The sequence below is a fragment of the Qipengyuania sp. genome (assembly GCF_965277845.1).
Lineage (GTDB): Bacteria > Pseudomonadota > Alphaproteobacteria > Sphingomonadales > Sphingomonadaceae > Qipengyuania.
Map to the genome: position 1 here is coordinate 2934767 of NZ_OZ255844.1, position 18851 is coordinate 2953617.

The following is an 18851-nucleotide window of genomic DNA, read 5'->3' on the forward strand; positions in this document are numbered from 1 at the left end:
CCACACATGACGAATAGCGACACCTTCAGCAGCACTGCCACCGAACTCTTGGGGCCGCGAGGATTCACCACCGATCCCGAGCTGGTCGATCCGTGGCTTACCGATTGGCGGGGACGCTACACCGGAAAGGCAATCGGTCTTGCGTCGCCCGCTTCGACCGAGGAGCTCGCCCGCTTCGTTCGCCTGTGCGGCGCCCACGGGGTGCCCATCGTTCCGCAGGGAGGCAACAGCGGGATGTCGGGCGGCGCCACGCCCGACGAGAGCGGAGACAGCGTCGTGGTGTCGCTGCGCCGGATGAATACCATTCGCGAACTGGATGCCGATGCTCTGCAAGTCACCTGTGATGCCGGGGTCGTGCTCCAATCGCTGCACGAAGCTGCCGAGGCCGAAGGAATGCGCTTCCCGCTCACGCTTGGCGGCAAGGGATCCGCAACCATCGGCGGGCTGATCTCGACCAATGCAGGAGGGACACAGGTCCTGCGCCACGGCACGATGCGCGCGCAGGTGCTCGGTATCGAAGCGGTGCTTGCCGATGGCGAGGTTTTCTCCGGCCTGGTACCGCTGAAGAAGGACAATCGCGGATTCGATCTCAAACAGTTGCTGATCGGGTCGGAAGGTACGCTGGGGATCGTCACCGCCGCCACGCTGCGCCTGCTGCCGCAGATCGCTGAACGCCGGGTCGCCTGGGTCGGGGTGCAGAGCATTTCGACGGCCAGCGAACTGTTGCGACATTGCGAACAAATGGCCGGGCCGGCGCTCGAGGGGTTCGAGGTCTTGCCCGCGCATTGCCTCGAATCGGTCCTGGCGCACCTGCCCGATGCTCGTTCTCCGCTGACCGAAGACCATGCCTGGCATGCGCTGGTCGAGCTGGTGACCGAAGATCGGAACTCGGACCATCTCGACCGTCTCGTGGAAGATATCTTCGAGAACGCGATGGAACTTGGCCTGGTAGACGATGCCGTACTTGCCTCAAGCGAAACCCAGGCCGAGGACTTCTGGCAACTACGCGACAGCATTTCCCCTGCCGAGCGCGCGATCGGGCCGGCAATGCAGCATGATATCTCGGTACCGGTAGCGCGAATGGCCGAGTTCGTGGAAACCGCCTCGCCGCGCATCGAACACCGCTTTCCCGGTACATTGGCGGTCGGCTTCGGCCATCTCGGCGATGGCAACATTCATTATCACGTGCTCGCTCCCGCAGGCGCGGTACGCGGCGAGTGGGAGGAGAGCGACGGGAAAGCGATCAGCGCCTATGTCCACGACCTCGTCACGGAATTCGGCGGTTCGATCAGCGCGGAACACGGGATCGGCCAGATGAAGCGGGACGAACTCGGGCGACTGGGCGATCCGGTTGCGCTGAACCTCATGAGAAGTATCAAGCGGGCCCTCGATCCGCAGGGGATACTCAATCCGGGCAAGCTCGTGCCGCTTGCGCCCGATGCTGCAACGCCGTAAAGCGCGCCTACCGAGCGCTGGCCCATCGGGCTTGCCGCCCAATCCAATCGAATTTCGGAGAGATCCATGGCCAGCGCGCCGCAGCCCAACTTGCCCCTTTTCTTCAATGACCTGATGCCCCTCAACAGCAAGGACCATGCGAATTATCGCTCGCGTCCGATGGCCAAGGCGCCCTGGCTTGCCAAGCAGCATGCCGTGCCGCTGACGGTCGACGAATTCGTCCAGGCACAGCGCGATATGCCGATCGTTTTCTCGACCGGTCCGGATGCCGTTCCGCTGGCGCTGATGGGCCTCAACGACGGCGTCAACACCTTCGTCGACGAAGAAGGCACCGTTACCGAGCAGGTCTACATCCCGGCCTATGTCCGCCGCTATCCCTTCATGCTCGCCCGGCTCAAGCAGGACAGCCAGGACCTGTCGCTCTGCTTCGACCCGACTGCGGAAAACATTGGCGAATTCGACGATGGCCAGCCGCTGTTCGAGAATGGCGAACCCAGCGAAGGCACCAAGCAGATCCTCGAGTTCTGCGAACAATTCGAACAGGCCGGTCAGCGGACCCAGGCTTTCATGAAGGAGCTCAAGGACCACGACCTGCTGATGGAAGGCGAAATCGCCATCACCGAGCAGGGCAAGGACAAGCCTTTCGTCTATCGCGGATTCCAGATGATCAACCAGGAAAAGCTGCGCGAACTGCGCGGCGACCAGTTGCGCAAGTGGACCGAGAACGGTCTGCTGCCGCTGATCTGGGCGCAGATTTTCTCGATGGACATGATGCGGACCATTTTCGGCCGCCAGCTCCAGCAGGGCAAGGTTCCCCAACCCGATGCCGCGACCGCCGGTGTCCCGACCGCATAACCGAACTGGAATACGCGCCCGGCGATGGAATCGCCGGGCGTCCTTTTTCCGCGCGCTTTGCCTTGTGGCTGGCGGCGCGGCACTCGCTCACTCCATTCCGGCCAGGGCAGGAGATGGTAGCGAGGCGACAACCAAGCCTGTTCCGCTCGAGGTTTTCCAGAAAAGCGAGGACCGGCTTTTTCGCGTCGGGTATCGACTGGCTACGGCCAATGCCCCATTCTGCGATAGGGCGATCATGGTCTCGGGCCTGCTGCTGCACGACGCCGACAGCTATGGTGACCCTGCCGCTGTCCGGACACTGTTCGGCCTGACCGGCGACATCGCCGCCCAGGCTGTCGCCCCGGGATCGCCAGCCACCGCCATCGGCATCGGCCAGAACGACACGATCCTGGCGATCGAAGGCAAATCCGTTTCCGTTGCCTGGCCTAAATCCGAACCGCGCTGGGAGCGAGTTTCCGCACTACGCGATTCGATCGATGCAGCATTGTCCCGCGGCGGCGTCGACATATCCTGGCAATCCCATGGAGGTGCTCTTGCAAGGACGGCCCGGCTTGAGGGCGTCCCCGCCTGCCCGACGCGTTTCGAGCTTGTCGATTCGAAGAAAAGCGCCGCAGCGGACGGGAACCGGGTGCTCATAGGCGAGAATTTCCCGGGCCTCGCCTATGACGAGGCCGCCTTTGCCGCCGCTGTGGCCCATGAAATGGCGCACAACATCCTGCGCCACCCGCAGACCTTTCGCGAGATCGGCTGGAAGCGCAAACTGGTGCGCCTGTCCGAGCGTGACGCCGACCGGCTGATGCCCTGGCTTCTCCACAACGCCGGCTACGATCCGCGCGCCGCCATTCGCTTCATGCGCACCTGGGGGCCCCGGCACGGCGGCTGGATCTTCCGCAAGCGCACGCATGATGGCTGGGACGAACGGGTCGAGTTCATCGAGGCGGAACTGGCGACGATCGAACGCGCAGCGCAGGACCGCGACGACGGCCTCGCCGACTGGTCGCGGTATTTCTCCCCGGAGTTCGATACCGCAACCACCGACCGCTAACACCATTCGCTAGCACCTCGACATCGAACATTTGCGAGCTACGGTCGGGGCGCGATATCCGAGCGGGGCGATCGGCCCGGGGTAATTGGGGAAAAGCGTTGTCGAAGATCGTACCGGTGGTTCTTTGTGGCGGGAGTGGAACCCGGCTGTGGCCGCGAAGTCGTGCTGCGATGCCGAAGCCGTTTATTCCGCTTTTGGGTAAAAAGACACTTTTTCAGGCTACGCTGGAGCGGTGCGCGGACCGCGAGATCTTCACCCGTCCCGTAGTTGTTGTCGGGGAGCGGCACCTTCGATTTGCCGAGCACCAGGCCGAAATCAATGCTCCCGATGCGCTCTTCGTAGTTGAGCCATTCGGTCGGAACACCGCGCCTGCCATCGCTCTGGCGGCCCTGGCCCTCGACCCCGACGAAATCATGCTTGTTTGCCCGAGCGACCACCACATAACCGATCCGGAAGCGTTCAGAAATGCTGCGCGGATCGCAGCGCAGATGGCAACCGAGGATTGGCTGGTCGCATTCGGTATCGCCGCAACGGCTCCCGAAACAGGCTATGGATACATCCGTCGCGGCGAGGCGCTGGATGGTGGCTATCGGGTCCAACGGTTCGTCGAGAAACCCGATCTGGACACGGCGCTCGGATTTCTTGCGGATGGCGGATACGCCTGGAACGGAGGTATCTTCGCTTTCCGGGCCGGCAAGTTCTTGGCCGAGTTGTCGCGGCATCGGCCCGATCTGTCTTCGGCAACCAGGCGCGCTTACGAGCTTGGAACGCGGGTAAGCGCGATACTCCGCCCCGATTCCGACAGCTTTGCCGCGATCGAAGGAGAATCGGTCGATTACGCCGTGATGGAAAACACGGATCACGCCGCGATGGTCGATGTCTCCATGGGATGGTCCGACATCGGCAACTGGGATGCGCTGTTCCGCGAGCGCCAGCTTCCCTCTGACGACAATGTGATTGTGGGTCCGGGCGAAGTTATCGGTGCCACAGGCGTCATGATCGATAGCGACGGACCACATGTCACTCTGATCGGTGCTAACGATCTGATCGTGGTGGTCGATGGAGAGGATATCCTCGTGACCGCCCGCAGCGCCGTGCAACGTGTCGGTGAGGCAAGCCGATGCAAGGACCAATGATCCGCAAGCTTAGCAGCACCTTCGTCGAGAAGGTCTGGGGCGTCGAGAAGTTGCCTGCGCCCTTTTCCCATCCATCGAAGAATCGCATCGGCGAGGTCTGGTTCGAACCTCCCCCGGAGCTCCAACAACTGCTGGTGAAATACATATTTGCCAGCGAGCGCTTATCGGTACAGGCCCATCCGAGCGATGCCCAGGCGCGGTCTATGAACCTTGGACGTAGCGGCAAGAGCGAGTGCTGGGTCATTCTGGACGCGGCGCCAGACGCGACCATCGCGGCCGGATTTCATGAGGAGATCACTCCGGATGCCATGAAGCAGGCTGCGATCGACGGCAGCATTGTCGACATGCTTGTGTGGCACGAAGTCCGACCCCGAGACACTTTCTACATTCCCGCGGGCACCGTCCACGCGATCGGAGGCGGGGTCAGCCTGATCGAGGTCCAGCAACACAACGATATCACCTTTCGGCTGTTCGACTACGGCCGCCCACGAGAATTGCATCTAGATCAGGCAGTGAAGATTGCCAAAACTGGCCCTTACCAGTCTGAGTATCGGAGCAGGCTCGACACCGATGCCGGCGTGCTGCTCGATGGTCCTCACTTCAGCCTGAGTTTCTGGCAATGTGGCAGCTCCAGCCCCGCTCCTCCCCTGGACGATAGACCCACACTCCTAATTCCGCTTTCAGGCGAGGCTTCGATTGGTAACGACCAGCTTGCCACAGGGGAATGCGCCCTCGCCTTGGACTTCGATCCGCAGTCAATTTCCGGTGATTGCTTTTTGCTGTTGGCTCAGCCCAATTCGACCTGCTGAAGTCGCTCTGACAGGCCGCACCATATCTGCGCCGAACCGTGCTGCAGCAGCGGCCGTCGTGGACTTGAAACCGATGCGTCGCACCACCATTTCGTAATCGCCGGGCGGCGCTTCCCCTCATGGCCCTCCCGGCAGATGCACGCGAGTGCATTTCCTCCCTGAACCTTGGCCACCCCGTGCGCATAGCGCGGGGTGGTTTTTTGTTGCGGATCACTATTCCGCAGCCTGAGCTATCTGCCCCCGCCGCCCCATGGTCCTGGATTCCGCCCCGAGCATTCGCACGAGCCCGGCGAGCAGCTTTGCTATCGCCGCCAGGCGCGCACTGGGCAGGTCGAGCCGCGTATCGAGATAGGCCGTGCGACAAACCTCGATCTGAACGGCGTGGATGCCGCGCGCAGTTTGCCCATACCGATCGAGCACGTATCCACCCGAATAGGGCCGATTATGCGCCACTCGCCGACCGTGGTTGCCGAGATAGCGGATGGCCAGGTCGACAAGCCCCGGATCGCAGGACGCGCCGAACCGGTCGCCGATGACGAATTCGGCCGGCCGGTCCTGCGGATGGGATTTCTTCAACGGCGGCATGGAGTGCAGATCCACCAACAGCGCGACACCCCACCGATCGCGCAACCGCTCCAGTTCGGCACCCAGGGCAGCGTGATAGGGCCGGTAGATTGATTCGATCCACTCATCGAGTTCCGGCATGGTCAATGGTCGGCGCCAGAGTTCGCCCATGCCGGGGATGCGCCGGGGCACGAGGCCCAATCCGTTGCGCGAGCGGCGGTTTGCCAGCGAATGGCGTCGCGGCCCGGGTCTAGCGCCGCGGACCATGCCCCAGTCCACATCTTCGACCGATCGATTGAGGTCGATCATCGCTCTGGGCGCCTCGGCAAGCAGAAGGCTGCTGCCCGAGGCGGCGGCAACCGGGTGCGCCACAGCATCGATATGGCGATCCTCCAGTCGCAGCCGCGCTTGGTCGGGATCGCGCAAGGCGGCAAGAACATCGTCGGAATAGCACCGGCCGCAATGCGGCGACGCGATGAGCACGGGCATTTCGGCGTCCGAGCGGCGCCATAGCCTGTAGGATGGTCCCGGCTTTCCGGGAATCGCGCCCCCGGTCAATTGCTCGGCATCGCCGGACAGTATCGCCTTGCCGTGGTTCATGATTTCACCGTCGGTCTCGCAGCCCCATTAATCAAGCTCGGATTTATTCATCGGGCGCGAGATTTTCCGCGTGCCGGCAGGCTGCGCAGGAATCGGAATCGCCAATGGTCGTGCCAGCCACCTCGCGCCTTCCGTCCCATTAACGATCCCTGTTTTGCATACATGCTTTTTTAAAGCGCGCGGAGTACATAGACCGTATGACGGAATCACCGACACAACGAATCCTGCTCGCCGAGGATGACGATGCGATGCGCGTCTATCTGGAACGGGCGCTGGTCAATGCAGGCTATGCGGTCGATTCGGTCGATCGCGGCACCGATGCGATCCCGTTGCTGGAGGATGGAGGCTATGACCTTCTGCTCTCGGATATCGTCATGCCCGAAATGGACGGTATCGAATTGGCGCAACGCTGCAACGACGTGAGCCCGCACACCAAAGTCATGTTCATTACCGGGTTCGCCGCTGTCACACTCAAGGCCAGCCGCGAACAGCCGCATGCCAAAGTCTTGTCGAAACCGTTCCATTTGCGCGACCTCGTCCTCGAGGTGGAACGGGTTCTGGATGACCGGGTCAACGCGCGATTGCAATAAGTCTGCGATAGGGCCTTGCGCGGTATTCGAAGCCTCGCTAAATGGCCCGCCTGCCCCGCAACGGGGCGCCCGATGGTGTGGGCGTATAGCTCAGTGGTAGAGCACTATGTTGACATCGTAGGGGTCCCAAGTTCGAACCTTGGTACGCCCACCATCGAAGCCCCATGAGGCATGAAAAAGCCCGCCATCTTGGCGGGCTTTTTTGCGTTCCCTGAGCGCCTGCGACGACGATTCTTGGACATTCGGTCAAATTGAGCGGGATCGAACCGGCCGATAATTATGCCCCATGTCGAAAGCCGGACATAATGGGGAGGCTCTGTATCCAGTCAATCGCTACCCCTTCGCAGACATTGCATCGATCTGCTGTCTCCGACTGGCACCTGGCCGGTCGGGCGAGGATCGTGTGACGCCGTTGGTTCGGACGCGCAGCGATCGTATCAACTCTCAGTGAAGAACCGTCCCGAACGGCTCGATACCAATCAGTCAGTTCCGAATTCGAACAGAGTCGATCTCCGCATTCAGGGCAGAGCGCCCCGACCATGCCCTGGCCTCGATGAGTATCTCGATGAACGAGCACGAATCAGGGAGGCTGGCGATCTCGAATCCATTGCCTTGGCTCGCCAGGTTTTGTTCCAGCACAAGAGAGTTATCCGCACCGCCACAGCGAAGGCCGATATCAATATCCTGCAGGGCTTGAGACGATTCGATGTCGTGCTCGATTTCCAGGACGAAGGGACTCTCGGGTGTTTTGATGAGGCGTCGTGCAACCACGCCGCCTTCACCCGGCTTCACAGAGATTTCGAGTTGCTCCGCGCTCAAACTTGGCTGAGCGCGCAATCCCGCGCGATCGGAGAATGCCCACTCGAAAGGCGCAAATGTATTGTCCCAGTCGAGCACTCCTACGCGATCGCTGGACTGATCACCGTCGCGTAGTTGCTCGTAGAATCCGTAAGCCGCATCGAGCTCGCCCTCGGCAACGAGATTCTTGAGCAGGGTCTGATCCAGCTGCTGATTGTCGAAGGACACTCGCTTGCGCAATTCGAGAAGATTGGAAAGCGCCGCCGGTTCTCTGACCGCGTAACGGAAAAAGACCTCATGCCACGGCGATGTGCCGTCGAGAATTCGAGCGAATTCGTCGACAGCTCCCTCTCGCGCGAATAGCGGGATCAAACTGGGAAACAGCTCGGCGGATCGCGAAGGCCGGACGCGTAGAATGCGATCGAGAGTCGCGATGGCCCCGGGGTAATCCTGTTGTGCCACTTGTTCCTGGAGAACCACCGCCTGAAGCCTGGGGTTCCTCCGATTCAATTGCGAAGCCAGGCTCACGATTTCCGAGCGGGTATTTGCATCCTCTTCGGCCAGAGCGAGAATTGCATGCGCCTCGGGACTGAGAGGTTCCTTCCGGTAAGCTTCGAGAGCCCATTGCTCCGCCATCGGCATTCCAACCTCGGCAGGAACCAGACCTTCGGCGACCGAGAGAAACGCCGAGGACGCGAGTTCCTCCTGCGCCAGACCATTAAGCGGGAATAGCGACAGAGCAGTCTCAGGCGCCTTACGCGTTAGAGCGATCCCCGCCGACTGAGCCGCAAGGGCGATGGCGAGTGCCAAACCCAAGATTGCCATGGCGACAAGACGGATTGGGTGAGCCAGCTTCATCGATCAGGTCTGGCCGATCAGGCCGGTTCCTCGCGCTTCTCTTCACCGTAGCCGTAGCCGTAACCATAGCCGTAGCCGTAGCCGTAGCCATATGCGGAGTTCTTCTGGCTCACCTTGGTGACGATGGCGCCATAGACCTGCGCGCCGGAGCGCTGAAGGCGGCCGATCGCATTCTCGATGCCTCGCAGCTTGATCCGTTCCGCCTCGATGACGAAGACGACGCCATCGACGGCCCGCGACATTTCGACCGCGTCAGCCAGAGCCAACATCGGAGCGCCGTCAATGAGGACTTGATCATAAGCCTCGCGGGCAGCTTCGATGATCTGCGCGAACCTCTCGCCGGCAAGGAGCTCGACCGGATTGGGTGGGGTGCGGCCCATCGGCAGAAAATCGAAGCCATATTGCTCGAGCGAGACGATCTGCGACGCCATGTCGGTTTCCTGGCTGGCAAGGAGAGGCACCAACCCGCCCTTGTCATAGCCATGCAGATCGAGCGTATCCCTAAGCCTTGAGTTACGCAGGTCGGCATCGATCAACAGCGTACGCTTGCCCAACTGCGCAAAACTGGTGGCGACCCCGACCGAAGAAACGCTCTTACCTTCCGCTGGCACCGAAGAGGTGAACATCAAAACTTCCGGCGCGCCCTTGGGGGTTAGGAAATTCATATTGGTACGAACGGTGGTATAGGCTTCGTTTATCTCCGAAGAACGCTCAGTGAGGCGCTCGGCCAAATCGCCGTCCATCTCGCGAGGTATGGCGCCGAGGAGGGGAAGACCGAGACGCCTGCGGACGTCTTCCGGATCCTGCAAGGTCTGGCTGAGGGTCACCTTGAGGTAGACCAAGCCTGCGGCGAATATAAAGCTCGCGACCAGAGCCACAAAAAGGTTCTGGACCAAAGAGGGAGCGTAAGGATCCGCAGGAACGTCGGCTTGGTCAATGATCTGAATATTGTTCTGACCCGCGCCCGAGGCTTCGAGTTCCTTGAAGCGCTGCAACAATGCATCATAGATCTCGCGGTTGGTATCTACTTCTCGTTTTAGGATTCCATATCGGATCCCCTGGCCCTGCTGCCCGAGGAAGCGCTGCTTGACCTGCTCGACTTGATCGCGAAGTTCCGCTTCTCTGATCCTCGCTGATTGAAGGAGATCGCGACTACCACCGGAAATTGCCGATCGAAGCGAGTTTACTTCCGCTTGTTTTTCTTGCACCTCCGGATAATCCGGTCCGAAATTAGCGCGAAGAACAGCGAGTTCGGCTTCTGCTTCGCTCAAACTCGATAGCAACTGATTTCGGGGATCATTGCTGGGGAAGTTACCACCGACAACCGCAGTCTGCGCGCTGATACGATCCGCAACTGCTGCGGCAAGCGCGGTGTTGAGCGCCTCCAAATCGGCACCGACCAGCGTTTGGCCGGCGCTTCCCGATCCTGAATCGCCTCCCGCATTGAGCACGAGAATTTCGTTGGCATTTGCGTATTCGACGAGTTCCTGCTCAGATTCTGAAAGACGTTCGCGGAGTTCCGCAATTTGGCTCTGCAAGAAATCTCGCGCCTCTATATTCGCACCGAAGCGCTTTTCATAATTGGCAGCCACGAATTCTTGGACCCAGAGATTCGCGATCTCGGCAGAGACAACCGGATTTGGGCTGGAAAACCTTACATCGACCAGGCTCGACTGCGTGATGGGATCGATACTCACATTATCGAAGAGTACTTCCTCGATCCGCTTTTCGAAATTTTCTCCATCTTCGATCACGAATGCTTCGCGAAAGGCTTCGTCCCGGGAGAGATTACCAGCCTCCATCACGCGCTTGGCCATGAACCTTGAAACCAGAAGCTCATACTGGGTGTTGAGGTACTGAAGCTCCGATATCTGGCTATCGACCTCGAGTGAGTCGAGGTTGGTGACGTCGGCTGTCACCTGAGACACTTCCAAGCGTGCGCTGGCCTGGTACAGCGGAGTAGCCAGCAACGTGACAAGAATACCGAGCAGGAGACCCAGCGCAATTAGTCCCGCGAGCCAGTACTTTAGGCCAATAGCCTCGTGCCAATACCGCTCCAAGTCGATGGCAAAGGAGTCATCGCTGGAATCACGATCATCGATCAGCTCACGACGATCATCTCGTCCAGCGAGCTCATGAGACGTAAAATTGAGATTGTTCAACGTCCAATCCGATCAATTAGAATAGCAGAAGTCGAGAGCAAGGGCGCGAACCGCAAAATGCTGTCCAGGCGCCTTCGGTTCGGCGAATCCCCCACGATGATGATGTCGTTGGGATATACCGTCGGATCTCCGTAATTACCGCGCTGGATCGCCTGGATATTGTAAGCGCCGATATAGCGCTGCCCCCCAACGGTCCGTAGAATCAATACATCGTCCAACTTCGCGTATTCCGCCAAGCCGCCCGCCTGATTGACGACGCGCAAAAGAGACTGACGACCAAGCACCGGGTACTCTCCAGGCTCATCAACCTGACCCCCGACCGATACGGTAGGGGGAGGAATTTCTTCTGGAATCACGCGCACTTGAGGATTGAGCAGATAGCTGCCCCGCAAAAAGTTCGCGATCATGTCGGCCGCCTCATTGGGCGCCAGTCCTCCAAGGTCGAGCAAACCCACGAGGGGAAAAGAAATGCGCCCGTCTCCATCCGTGAGATACTTCCCGCTTAACCGTTCAGCGCCGACCACTTCGATTTCGAGCGCTTCCTGGGGGCCGATAACATACAGGTTCTCTATGCGAGGAGCCGGAAGCTCATCCAGCTCAGCAATCTCAATCCCTGGCGCCTGACCATAGGTCCGATCTGTTGCACACCCTGAAAGAGCAAGAGGCAGCATCAACCCGCTCAAGGCTAATCTGAAATTTTTGATTGATTTTGTTGTCTTCATGATGCGCGCCTTAGCGCAACTCCGAAACGATGAAAGCCGCGTCGCCCCAGAAATTCCCGTAGCGAGCAAACTATGTTGCATTCATATCACGGGCATCTCGCGAAAGGGCGAGCAAGAGCCAGATGGTGACTAGCTGAAAGAGAGGAGTTCTCAAGGGATAATCAACCAACGACGCAGCTGCGACAATCGCAAAGATGCTCATCCAAAAGATAGCGTCGACCCTACGCGTTCGATGCAACGATATGGTCCCGATCGCCTTTACCATCCAAACAAGAAGTCCAGTCAAAAGAAGCCCTGCCAGCAGTCCTCCCTCGATAATAAACTGCGCCCAATCGTTATGCGCTTGATTGACATAAGAAGGCATCAGCAATGCCGATGGCTCATAGATATGATATACTTGTTCAAAGGATCCGAAACCCGTTCCTAACGCCCAATGGCCTTCAAGCATCTCGATAATCACCGGCCACAATGACCATCTCAAATCTTCAAAGCTATCTCTAACCAGAATGTCACGAAAGGCTGGCGTCCGGTCAAGCGCCAGAAATGCAGCTGCCGTCAGCGAAACCAAAATGACCGGAATGGCCAATATCAGGCGAGGGTGCTGGTCAAGCCACCGACCCACTGACTGCTCAGCGCGAAGCCCCCTGCGAGGGCGCGGAGACAAAGCGAGCATAGTCATTGAGACCAGAATCGTGCCGATGACGGCTACGAAGCCAGCCCTTGACCCCCCGGCCAACGCTACCAAAAGGATCAAGAAAAAGGCAGCAGGATAGATCAAGCGCTCCCAAACCGCACTCCGCTCCTTACGGACCCTTAGACCGAGCAATGTCACTACCAGAATAGAACAAGCCGCAAAAACTGCCGCGTGGTTTTCATTTGCGAAAACACCTACTGCCCCACCCCTGTTGGTTACTTCATAGAAATAGAAAACGCTCGATCTTCCCATTACGATCTGGAAAAGGCCCAACAGCGCGTTGAGAACTCCCAACCCGGCAACAATTCGCAATAGCGTCAGAGAAGACGCACGAAGGGCAATTGCCAAAAACAAGCCGGCTGCCGGCACGACCAGGCTCCCGAGCACATTCCAGCTACGCATCGGAGTCAGCGTCAAGGGGCGCCAAATTCCTTCAAGACCCAGCGCGGCGTCCAATTGAAGGATGTCAGCGCGGTGTGGCACGCTCTGCCATAACCACGGTGGTAAAGGAGCGAGCTGCACTACCACGATCAACGCATAGCATACAAACAACATGATGAGCGCACACACGGCCTCTAGTCTTTCCTTTGTTAGAAAGAAAAGTGATGACACCAAGAAGAGCGCGGACAAAGTGCGCAGCGGAACGATTTGGATTGCATCAAATCTGGATGCCCCTCCCGTAAACGCCACCGCGAGAGCCAGCAGTCCTAGTATGATCCAGCCTCTGTCCAAGCCCTCCCCCGTTTTTCCCACTTGCCCTTGTCGCTCACGGCTACCGACCATCGTAGTTTGCACCTCCGTCGTTCGAGCTGCGCACCCTTTGCAGCGTCCAAGCCGTATGCAACGGCGTTGGGCAAATAGCGACCTAAATGTCCACAGACATTTAGCGCTTTGAACCCAGCGCCAATGCCACTTGACATCGCATTCTTGCTAGAAGACCGAATTCCTGAAGCTGCACGTTATCGGGCATTTGCCCTTGCCGATCTGCTTGCCGCGATGTCGCGTGCGTTCTCTCGAAACCACTGGGGTGGGGGTCTCATCGACAGAAATCGGCAAACAACCCCGTGTACAGTAATACTCGGCTGTAAATTGGCGCTGAATTGGCCCGGAATATGCTGTATAGTCCGCCCAACTCGTAAGATGAGGACAGCGGCCAATGCCCAAAGGACAAGACAAGCAATCGGAGCCTGTCCCGGCTCTTAACCGATGAGCAAGCGCGCAAGATTCTCAAGGTCGAAGAGGTCAAGATCCCACAGGACCGCGTAAATGAACTGGCCAACCTCCTTTGGCGTCATGACAACATGAGTGAGGAGCAAATAAATACCCGTATCGCCCGGGCGAGCGAGCACTTTAACAGCCTGGAACCTTCAGATGGTGCTGAAGGCATGCTCGCCCAACAAATGGTCGGGACACATTTTGCCGCGCTGGAGTGTTTGCGCCGTGCGGCGCTACCCAATCAGACGTTTGAGGACCGTGACATCAACCTGAAGCACGCCCACAAACTGATAGCGCTTTAACACGCCAGTTCGAAACCTTGAACAAGCATCGCGGCAAGGGGCCGCAGAAGGTGACGGTCGAGCATGTCCGCGTAGAGAAAGGCGGGGAGGCCTTCGTCGGAAACATGGAGGCAGACGGTAAGGAAAATAGCGAGACCAAGGCACCTGAGCTCGAGCACAGGCCGGATGACACAATACCGCTAGACCTGCCGCAGGCAAGGAAGGCGCGGGAAAGAAAGGGCAGGTGACCGGTACTCATAAGCGCAACACCGGCCCCATGCGGGAAAGCCCACGCTGCGGCGCAAAGACCCGCGAGGGCACAGCGTGCAAGGCGCCTGCGGTCAGTGGGAAGAAGCGTTGCCGGATGCATGGCGGCGCAAAGGGGTCAGGCGCGCCGATAGGCAACAAGAACGCGCTGAAGCACGGCGGATACTCGCGCGAACCTCGGGAGCTTCGCACATTTATTGGCAAGCTGCTCAAAGACGGCAAGGAAATGCTCGACGATTTCTGAAAGCTTGGAGCTGTGGCTAAGGGACTGGCGGCTTTCCAATACGGATGCCAGGTCGATCATCGGGCGTTCCGACAAATTCGATAGCTTCGGCTTCGAAAGCCGCCCTAATTCTCACTAGGTTGCCTTCTCGCGATCGGGGAACAGCATTCGCTAGTTCATACCTTGAGAGTGTAGCTGTTCCTACGCCGGTTCTATCGGCCAAATCTTGCACCGACCATCCAAGAGCTCCGCGAGCAGCCTTTATCTGCTGCGCGATCAATCCCGGGCCTTGCATTATGATTGATTTCTATCATAAGAGTCGCGTGAAACTTCGAAATATCAACTGTGATTGGCGCTCCGAATTTCGGCGCCTCGAGGGCGCCTATTCGCCAGCAATAATGCGAAGTTATTAAGCCGATGTCGAGGCTTTCGGGCACTGGTGCGTAGAGAACCGGATAGAAAAGCCGTTCCCCGCCAGCGTCGAAACCATCTGCCATTTTCTCGAAGACCAGGGGGAGACCAAGGCTCCTTCCACCGTACAGCGGCGGCTCTATGCAATCCGAAAGGTGCACCGCCTCCTGCGGCTTCCCAACCCGACCTATGACGAGGACATCAATCTCGCCATGCGCAAGGTCAGGCGCTAGAAAACCGTCCCTCCTCGCCAGGCCAAAGGGCTGACGCGTAACCATCTCGACTGATTTTTGGAAAGCGAGCCCGATACGCCGTGGGGCCTGCGCAATCGCGCGAGGCTCGCACTGGGCTATGAACTGCTTACGCGGCGATCAGAACTCATTGTGCTGCGAAATCAGGACGTCGGCCCGCGGAGCGACGGAACGCTCAGAGTGCTGATCCGCCACAGAAAGGCTGACCCGTATGGCCAGGGTCGGATCGCCTTCACGTCAAGACGAACCGCTGATATGCTGCGGGACTGGCTCGACTACCGCGGCCCCGAGATCGAGTGGCTGTTCTGCCCGATTTACCGGAGCAGGGTGATTGATCGCTGCCTTGAGACAACGACTGTGCGGCGAGTAATCAAGGAAGCAGCGCGGCGCTGCGGCCTGCGCCCAGACCTGATCGCGTCGTTCAGCGGCCACTCAATGCGAGTGGGTGCTGCGCAGGACCTGTTGAAGTGGGGGGTTGATACAGCCGCCATCATGCGGGCAGGCGGCTGGAAATCAGTGAATGTGCTCGCTCGATATCTTGAAAAAGCCGAGCATAATGTTTGGCAGAGCCTACCTTGAACTGCGGCACAATCGTCGTAGCATAACCGTCAGTAAAGGCTCGTGTCAGCGTGGAAACATGTAAAAACCGAGGCGCTTTCTTACAAGAAAGAAGTTGAATGCAAGACCAGACAATAGGGTCAGCACACTTGCAATGGCGGCTCCCACACTGCCGTAAGCTGGGATCAGACTTAGGCTGGCTAGGAGAAGCACCACAGCGGAAAAAAACGACGCGTTACGAATATCTCGCTCGTGCCCAGACATCATTAGCAGTAGCCCGACAGCTCCGATCAAAACATTTACCCCTTGTCCAACTGCAAGGATCTGCAGCGCAAGCGCTCCTTCCACAAACTCCCCGCCAAACAGTACCATTATCGACTCGCCTGCGAGTATCATGGCGAAAATGAACGGGGCCGAAAGACCAAAAATAACCAACGAAAACCTACATGCGACCCGCTGAAGACCTAGGAAATCCTCTGCCTCTATGAGCCTCGCAAAGGTCGGTGCAACGACGGAGTATGCCGCCGTATGGAAAAACGAAATTACAACTGAGAGTCGCAAGGCAGCGCCGAAAAGACCTGTGTCTGTAGAAGTACCAACGGCGCCCAGCATTAAGATCGGCCCCCAAGGCAGCAACGCATTCGAAACTAGGGCCATCACCCAGAGTTTAGAACTTACTGACCATAAGTCCCGCCCTTCGAACACGTTCGAAACTGCATACGACTTGACTTGTCGACGCCAGACCACGAGCCCCCACCCTACTGCGCTCAAGGTTCCCAAGAAATAGGAGAACACGGCCCCAGATGCTCCGAGCGTTGTGGCAAGGGGCCAAATTGCTAACAAGGCAACCGCTGGGTAAACCACCCCTGAGACTAGCATAGCATCCTTAAACCGACTTAGGCCCTTCAAGCCTTCAGCCACAACTGTCATCAGCGCGAACGTAACGATGCAGGGTGCGATGCTTATCAAGATCTCAGACATTCGCGGCTTGCCGAAAACTTGGTTCGCAAGAAGTGGGGCAGTTAGTGCGATGAGAAGGGCTGCGAGAATAGCGGTAGCCGCAACTGCCGAGAAGCCCCGATGGAACAGTCCAACCGCCCGGCCCCATTCACGCCTCGCAGCAAAGGTTGCGATCTGGCGAAGCAATGCTTGATCAATCCCTAGGCGCACAACGACAGCGCTAACGGTGCATACAGCGAGCCCGAGGTAATAGAGGCCGGCGCCTTCGGGCCCCAACAATCGCCCAATAGTTACGTTGAGGATCAGGGCGAGAATTGCGCCCATTGCGCGCAACGCAACTGCAAATCCCGCACCCTTGAGCAAGTTGCGCAATATAGCATCGTTGCTGCTTGCACGTTCAAATAGTCGCGAAAGGGGATGGGTCATCAAGCCTGCTGCACTCAACTTTCACTCGACCCCGCCCTGATCTTTCGGCGGGATGATCCGTAAACTCACAAGCCAAGGTCAGTAGACTTTGACCAAAGGCGTATATCCATTGGCTCAGTTTGCAATTGAAAACACATTCTCCCCTCGATGGACAAAATCGCGTTTATGTTCGGCGATAACCCGGAGAAAATTACGACTGGTCGCCCTTCCAGGAATCATCCAGTCATGCGTTTCAACAATAATTAGCGGGAACTTGGATACCCACTCGGTCGAGGAAGAAAACAGGTCATCTTCGAACCCCTCGATGTCAATCTTGGCGATTAGTGGCTCGTGATTAGCTCTTCCGGAAAGTATATCGTTAAAGGTTATAACGCCGATCCCATACTGCCCTTCGGTTCTTACCGTTCTAAAAGAGTTGGCGTCTGCTTCGCAGTCATCAATTTCGACGAACCCCGCCTCTGAACCGATCGCAGCTTCACACACTTCAACATTTTCCAGATGCCCGCAGTTTCTGCGGATCATAGTACAGTTCGCCTTGCTGGGCTCAATGGCAACCACGCGTGCCCTGGCAAATTCCTCAGCAAAGTAGCGAGCGGCAAGACCAATGTTTGCCCCGCAATCGACGATGAGTGGAACGTGTCCATCTTTGACTATTTTATCATACTTCTCTTGGAGTTCATCATATCGTAAGAGGAAAGTAAGATCGTAGTCATGGTTCTTGTAAATCTGGTCGGCGGTATTAGAATCAACGGCGTCGCGCGCCATTACATGGAATATTCTTCTGTTCTTCTTATCGTAGAAATATATTTTCCCGGTCCTGTTCGGTGAGATGCGTACAAAGCGACATCTTGCGCGAAATAAGCTGGCGGGAATACGCAAAAAAACGGAAAGTAGATACTTCATCCGGATCTTCATCCTCCGAGCGTGAGGTTGTCCTTAGAGTTTGGCAAGCGGGGCATCGAGTAGAGAGTTTGAGAGAAACATTAGCAACTAGCCACCAATTGTAGCGACGGTCCAGCCGCAGCCAGTTGGGTTCTGATGCATAGATCCGCGACGAATGTGCGCCACACAGATTTACAAAGTAAACTCAGGCGACCTGAGTAGTTGATCTAAATATCTACCGTACGCACTCTTTCCGAAGACTTTGGCTCTATCAAAAAGCTCCTCCCTATTAATCCAGCCGTTGTAGAAAGCAATCTCATCAGGGCTGCCCGCCTGCAACCCCTGACGCTCTTCCAGCGTGCGCACGAAATTCCCAGCATCCAGAAGGCTTGAATGCGTGCCTGTATCCAACCACGCATAGCCTCTTCCCATCAAGCTTACTTGCAGCATCCCGTCTTGCAGGTAACTCTCTAGCAAGGATGTAATTTCAAGCTCGCCGCGAGCCGAAGGTTTGACCTTCGCGGCGCGAGCCGGAGCCGTGCTATCAAGGAAGTATAGCCCGGTAACCGCAAAATTGGACGCGGGCACCTCAGGTTTTTCGGCAATCGAGCGAACCGAACCATCGTCTGCGAAATCGACGACGCCATATCGCTCAGGGTCAGCTACACGATACCCAAACACGGTGCCGCCTTCTACTTGGTGCACCGCTGTGGAAAGTAAATCCGGCAAGCCATGTCCGAAGAATATGTTATCTCCGAGCACCATCGCAGATGACGAACCGCTCAGAAATTCCTCGGCAAGAATATAAGCCTGAGCCAATCCGTCAGGGCTAGGCTGCTCAATATAGGTCAAACTGATGCCCCACTGGCCTCCATCACCCAGCATACGCTTGAATTGAGGCTGATCTTCTGGCGTCGTTATAATCGCGATTTCGCGAATACCCGATAGCATTAGGACGCTTAGCGGGTAATAGATCATAGGCTTATCGTAAACAGGTAGAAGCTGCTTCGATAAGCCAATAGTAACAGGATAAAGCCTAGTGCCAGATCCGCCAGCAAGAATTATTCCTTTTCTTTGCGACATTTGACT

General features: G+C 57.7%; 18 protein-coding genes, 1 tRNA gene and 1 pseudogene. 10 read left to right on the forward strand and 10 right to left on the reverse strand.

The features are described 5' to 3' along the window. Nucleotides 1–6 precede the first annotated feature (6 nt). The 5 genes from ACQY4G_RS14340 (at nucleotide 7) to ACQY4G_RS14360 (ending at nucleotide 5300) form a co-directional block, all read left to right on the forward strand. Nucleotides 7–1455, forward strand: coding sequence for an FAD-binding oxidoreductase (locus tag ACQY4G_RS14340; protein WP_421991851.1), 1449 nt, complete (start codon nucleotides 7–9; stop codon nucleotides 1453–1455). 66 nt (nucleotides 1456–1521) lie between these two features. Next, entirely contained in the window at nucleotides 1522–2310 is a 789-nt protein-coding gene (locus ACQY4G_RS14345; RefSeq protein ID WP_291171918.1) for a SapC family protein, read from the forward strand. A gap of 235 nt (nucleotides 2311–2545) precedes the next feature. Continuing rightward, the gene (locus ACQY4G_RS14350) at nucleotides 2546–3355 is read left to right on the forward strand and encodes a hypothetical protein (RefSeq protein ID WP_421991853.1); all 810 of its coding nucleotides are present in this window, start codon (nucleotides 2546–2548) and stop codon (nucleotides 3353–3355) included. Between the two features lie 170 nt (nucleotides 3356–3525). Then, the gene (locus ACQY4G_RS14355) at nucleotides 3526–4491 is read left to right on the forward strand and encodes a mannose-1-phosphate guanylyltransferase (protein ID WP_421991855.1); all 966 of its coding nucleotides are present in this window, start codon (nucleotides 3526–3528) and stop codon (nucleotides 4489–4491) included. Beyond that, nucleotides 4488–5300 carry a class I mannose-6-phosphate isomerase gene (locus ACQY4G_RS14360; protein ID WP_421991857.1) on the forward strand — a complete coding sequence of 271 codons (813 nt, stop codon included), beginning with the start codon at nucleotides 4488–4490 and terminating at the stop codon, nucleotides 5298–5300. The genes ACQY4G_RS14355 and ACQY4G_RS14360 overlap by 4 nt, the downstream gene beginning before the upstream one ends. Before the next feature lie 213 nt (nucleotides 5301–5513). On the opposite strand, the gene ACQY4G_RS14365 is transcribed toward ACQY4G_RS14360, so the two are convergent. Beyond that, nucleotides 5514–6464 carry an N-formylglutamate amidohydrolase gene (locus ACQY4G_RS14365; RefSeq protein WP_421991859.1) on the reverse strand — a complete coding sequence of 317 codons (951 nt, stop codon included), beginning with the start codon at nucleotides 6462–6464 and terminating at the stop codon, nucleotides 5514–5516. Between the two features lie 197 nt (nucleotides 6465–6661). Here ACQY4G_RS14365 and cpdR point away from each other — a divergent pair, with 197 nt between their 5' ends. Then, a complete protein-coding gene (gene cpdR / locus ACQY4G_RS14370; protein WP_067689845.1) occupies nucleotides 6662–7054 on the forward strand; it encodes a cell cycle two-component system response regulator CpdR in 393 nt (130 codons plus the stop codon). Nucleotides 7055–7133: 79 nt separating this feature from the next. Further along, nucleotides 7134–7208: transfer RNA gene (locus ACQY4G_RS14375), tRNA-Val, on the forward strand. Between the two features lie 329 nt (nucleotides 7209–7537). Here ACQY4G_RS14375 and ACQY4G_RS14380 read toward each other — a convergent pair. From ACQY4G_RS14380 to ACQY4G_RS14395, 4 genes are all read right to left on the reverse strand, one after another. Further along, the gene (locus ACQY4G_RS14380; RefSeq protein ID WP_421991861.1) at nucleotides 7538–8710 is read right to left on the reverse strand and encodes a hypothetical protein; all 1173 of its coding nucleotides are present in this window, start codon (nucleotides 8708–8710) and stop codon (nucleotides 7538–7540) included. A gap of 17 nt (nucleotides 8711–8727) precedes the next feature. After that, the gene (locus ACQY4G_RS14385) at nucleotides 8728–10872 is read right to left on the reverse strand and encodes a GumC family protein (RefSeq protein WP_428483080.1); all 2145 of its coding nucleotides are present in this window, start codon (nucleotides 10870–10872) and stop codon (nucleotides 8728–8730) included. After that, nucleotides 10869–11594: a polysaccharide biosynthesis/export family protein gene (locus tag ACQY4G_RS14390; RefSeq protein ID WP_421991865.1), complete on the reverse strand. Its 726-nt coding sequence runs from the start codon at nucleotides 11592–11594 to the stop codon at nucleotides 10869–10871. Before ACQY4G_RS14390 ends, ACQY4G_RS14385 begins: the two co-directional genes overlap by 4 nt. Before the next feature lie 70 nt (nucleotides 11595–11664). Continuing rightward, nucleotides 11665–13071, reverse strand: a complete 1407-nt coding sequence (locus ACQY4G_RS14395) for an O-antigen ligase family protein (RefSeq protein ID WP_421991867.1) — start codon at nucleotides 13069–13071, stop codon at nucleotides 11665–11667. Between the two features lie 518 nt (nucleotides 13072–13589). Here ACQY4G_RS14395 and ACQY4G_RS14400 point away from each other — a divergent pair. Next, nucleotides 13590–13805, forward strand: coding sequence for a hypothetical protein (locus tag ACQY4G_RS14400; protein ID WP_421991869.1), 216 nt, complete (start codon nucleotides 13590–13592; stop codon nucleotides 13803–13805). A 256-nt stretch (nucleotides 13806–14061) separates the two neighbouring features. Next, a pseudogene (locus tag ACQY4G_RS14405) lies at nucleotides 14062–14136 on the forward strand (hypothetical protein); the annotation flags it as partial. Between the two features lie 33 nt (nucleotides 14137–14169). Here ACQY4G_RS14405 and ACQY4G_RS14410 read toward each other — a convergent pair. Continuing rightward, complete coding sequence (locus ACQY4G_RS14410) at nucleotides 14170–14355, reverse strand: hypothetical protein (protein ID WP_421993680.1); 186 nt, start codon at nucleotides 14353–14355, stop codon at nucleotides 14170–14172. Further along, entirely contained in the window at nucleotides 14312–14569 is a 258-nt protein-coding gene (locus tag ACQY4G_RS14415; protein ID WP_421991871.1) for a helix-turn-helix domain-containing protein, read from the reverse strand. The genes ACQY4G_RS14410 and ACQY4G_RS14415 overlap by 44 nt, the downstream gene beginning before the upstream one ends. A 406-nt stretch (nucleotides 14570–14975) precedes the next feature. Here ACQY4G_RS14415 and ACQY4G_RS14420 point away from each other — a divergent pair, with 406 nt between their 5' ends. After that, complete coding sequence (locus tag ACQY4G_RS14420) at nucleotides 14976–15515, forward strand: tyrosine-type recombinase/integrase (RefSeq protein WP_421991873.1); 540 nt, start codon at nucleotides 14976–14978, stop codon at nucleotides 15513–15515. Between the two features lie 45 nt (nucleotides 15516–15560). Here the strand turns inward: ACQY4G_RS14420 and ACQY4G_RS14425 are convergent, their stop codons facing one another. From ACQY4G_RS14425 to rfbA, 3 genes are all read right to left on the reverse strand, one after another. Beyond that, nucleotides 15561–16880, reverse strand: coding sequence for an oligosaccharide flippase family protein (locus tag ACQY4G_RS14425; RefSeq protein WP_421991875.1), 1320 nt, complete (start codon nucleotides 16878–16880; stop codon nucleotides 15561–15563). 114 nt (nucleotides 16881–16994) lie between these two features. Continuing rightward, nucleotides 16995–17795, reverse strand: a complete 801-nt coding sequence (locus tag ACQY4G_RS14430) for an FkbM family methyltransferase (protein ID WP_421991877.1) — start codon at nucleotides 17793–17795, stop codon at nucleotides 16995–16997. A 159-nt stretch (nucleotides 17796–17954) separates the two neighbouring features. Then, entirely contained in the window at nucleotides 17955–18845 is an 891-nt protein-coding gene (gene rfbA, locus ACQY4G_RS14435; RefSeq protein ID WP_421991879.1) for a glucose-1-phosphate thymidylyltransferase RfbA, read from the reverse strand. Between the last annotated feature and the right edge of the window lie 6 nt (nucleotides 18846–18851).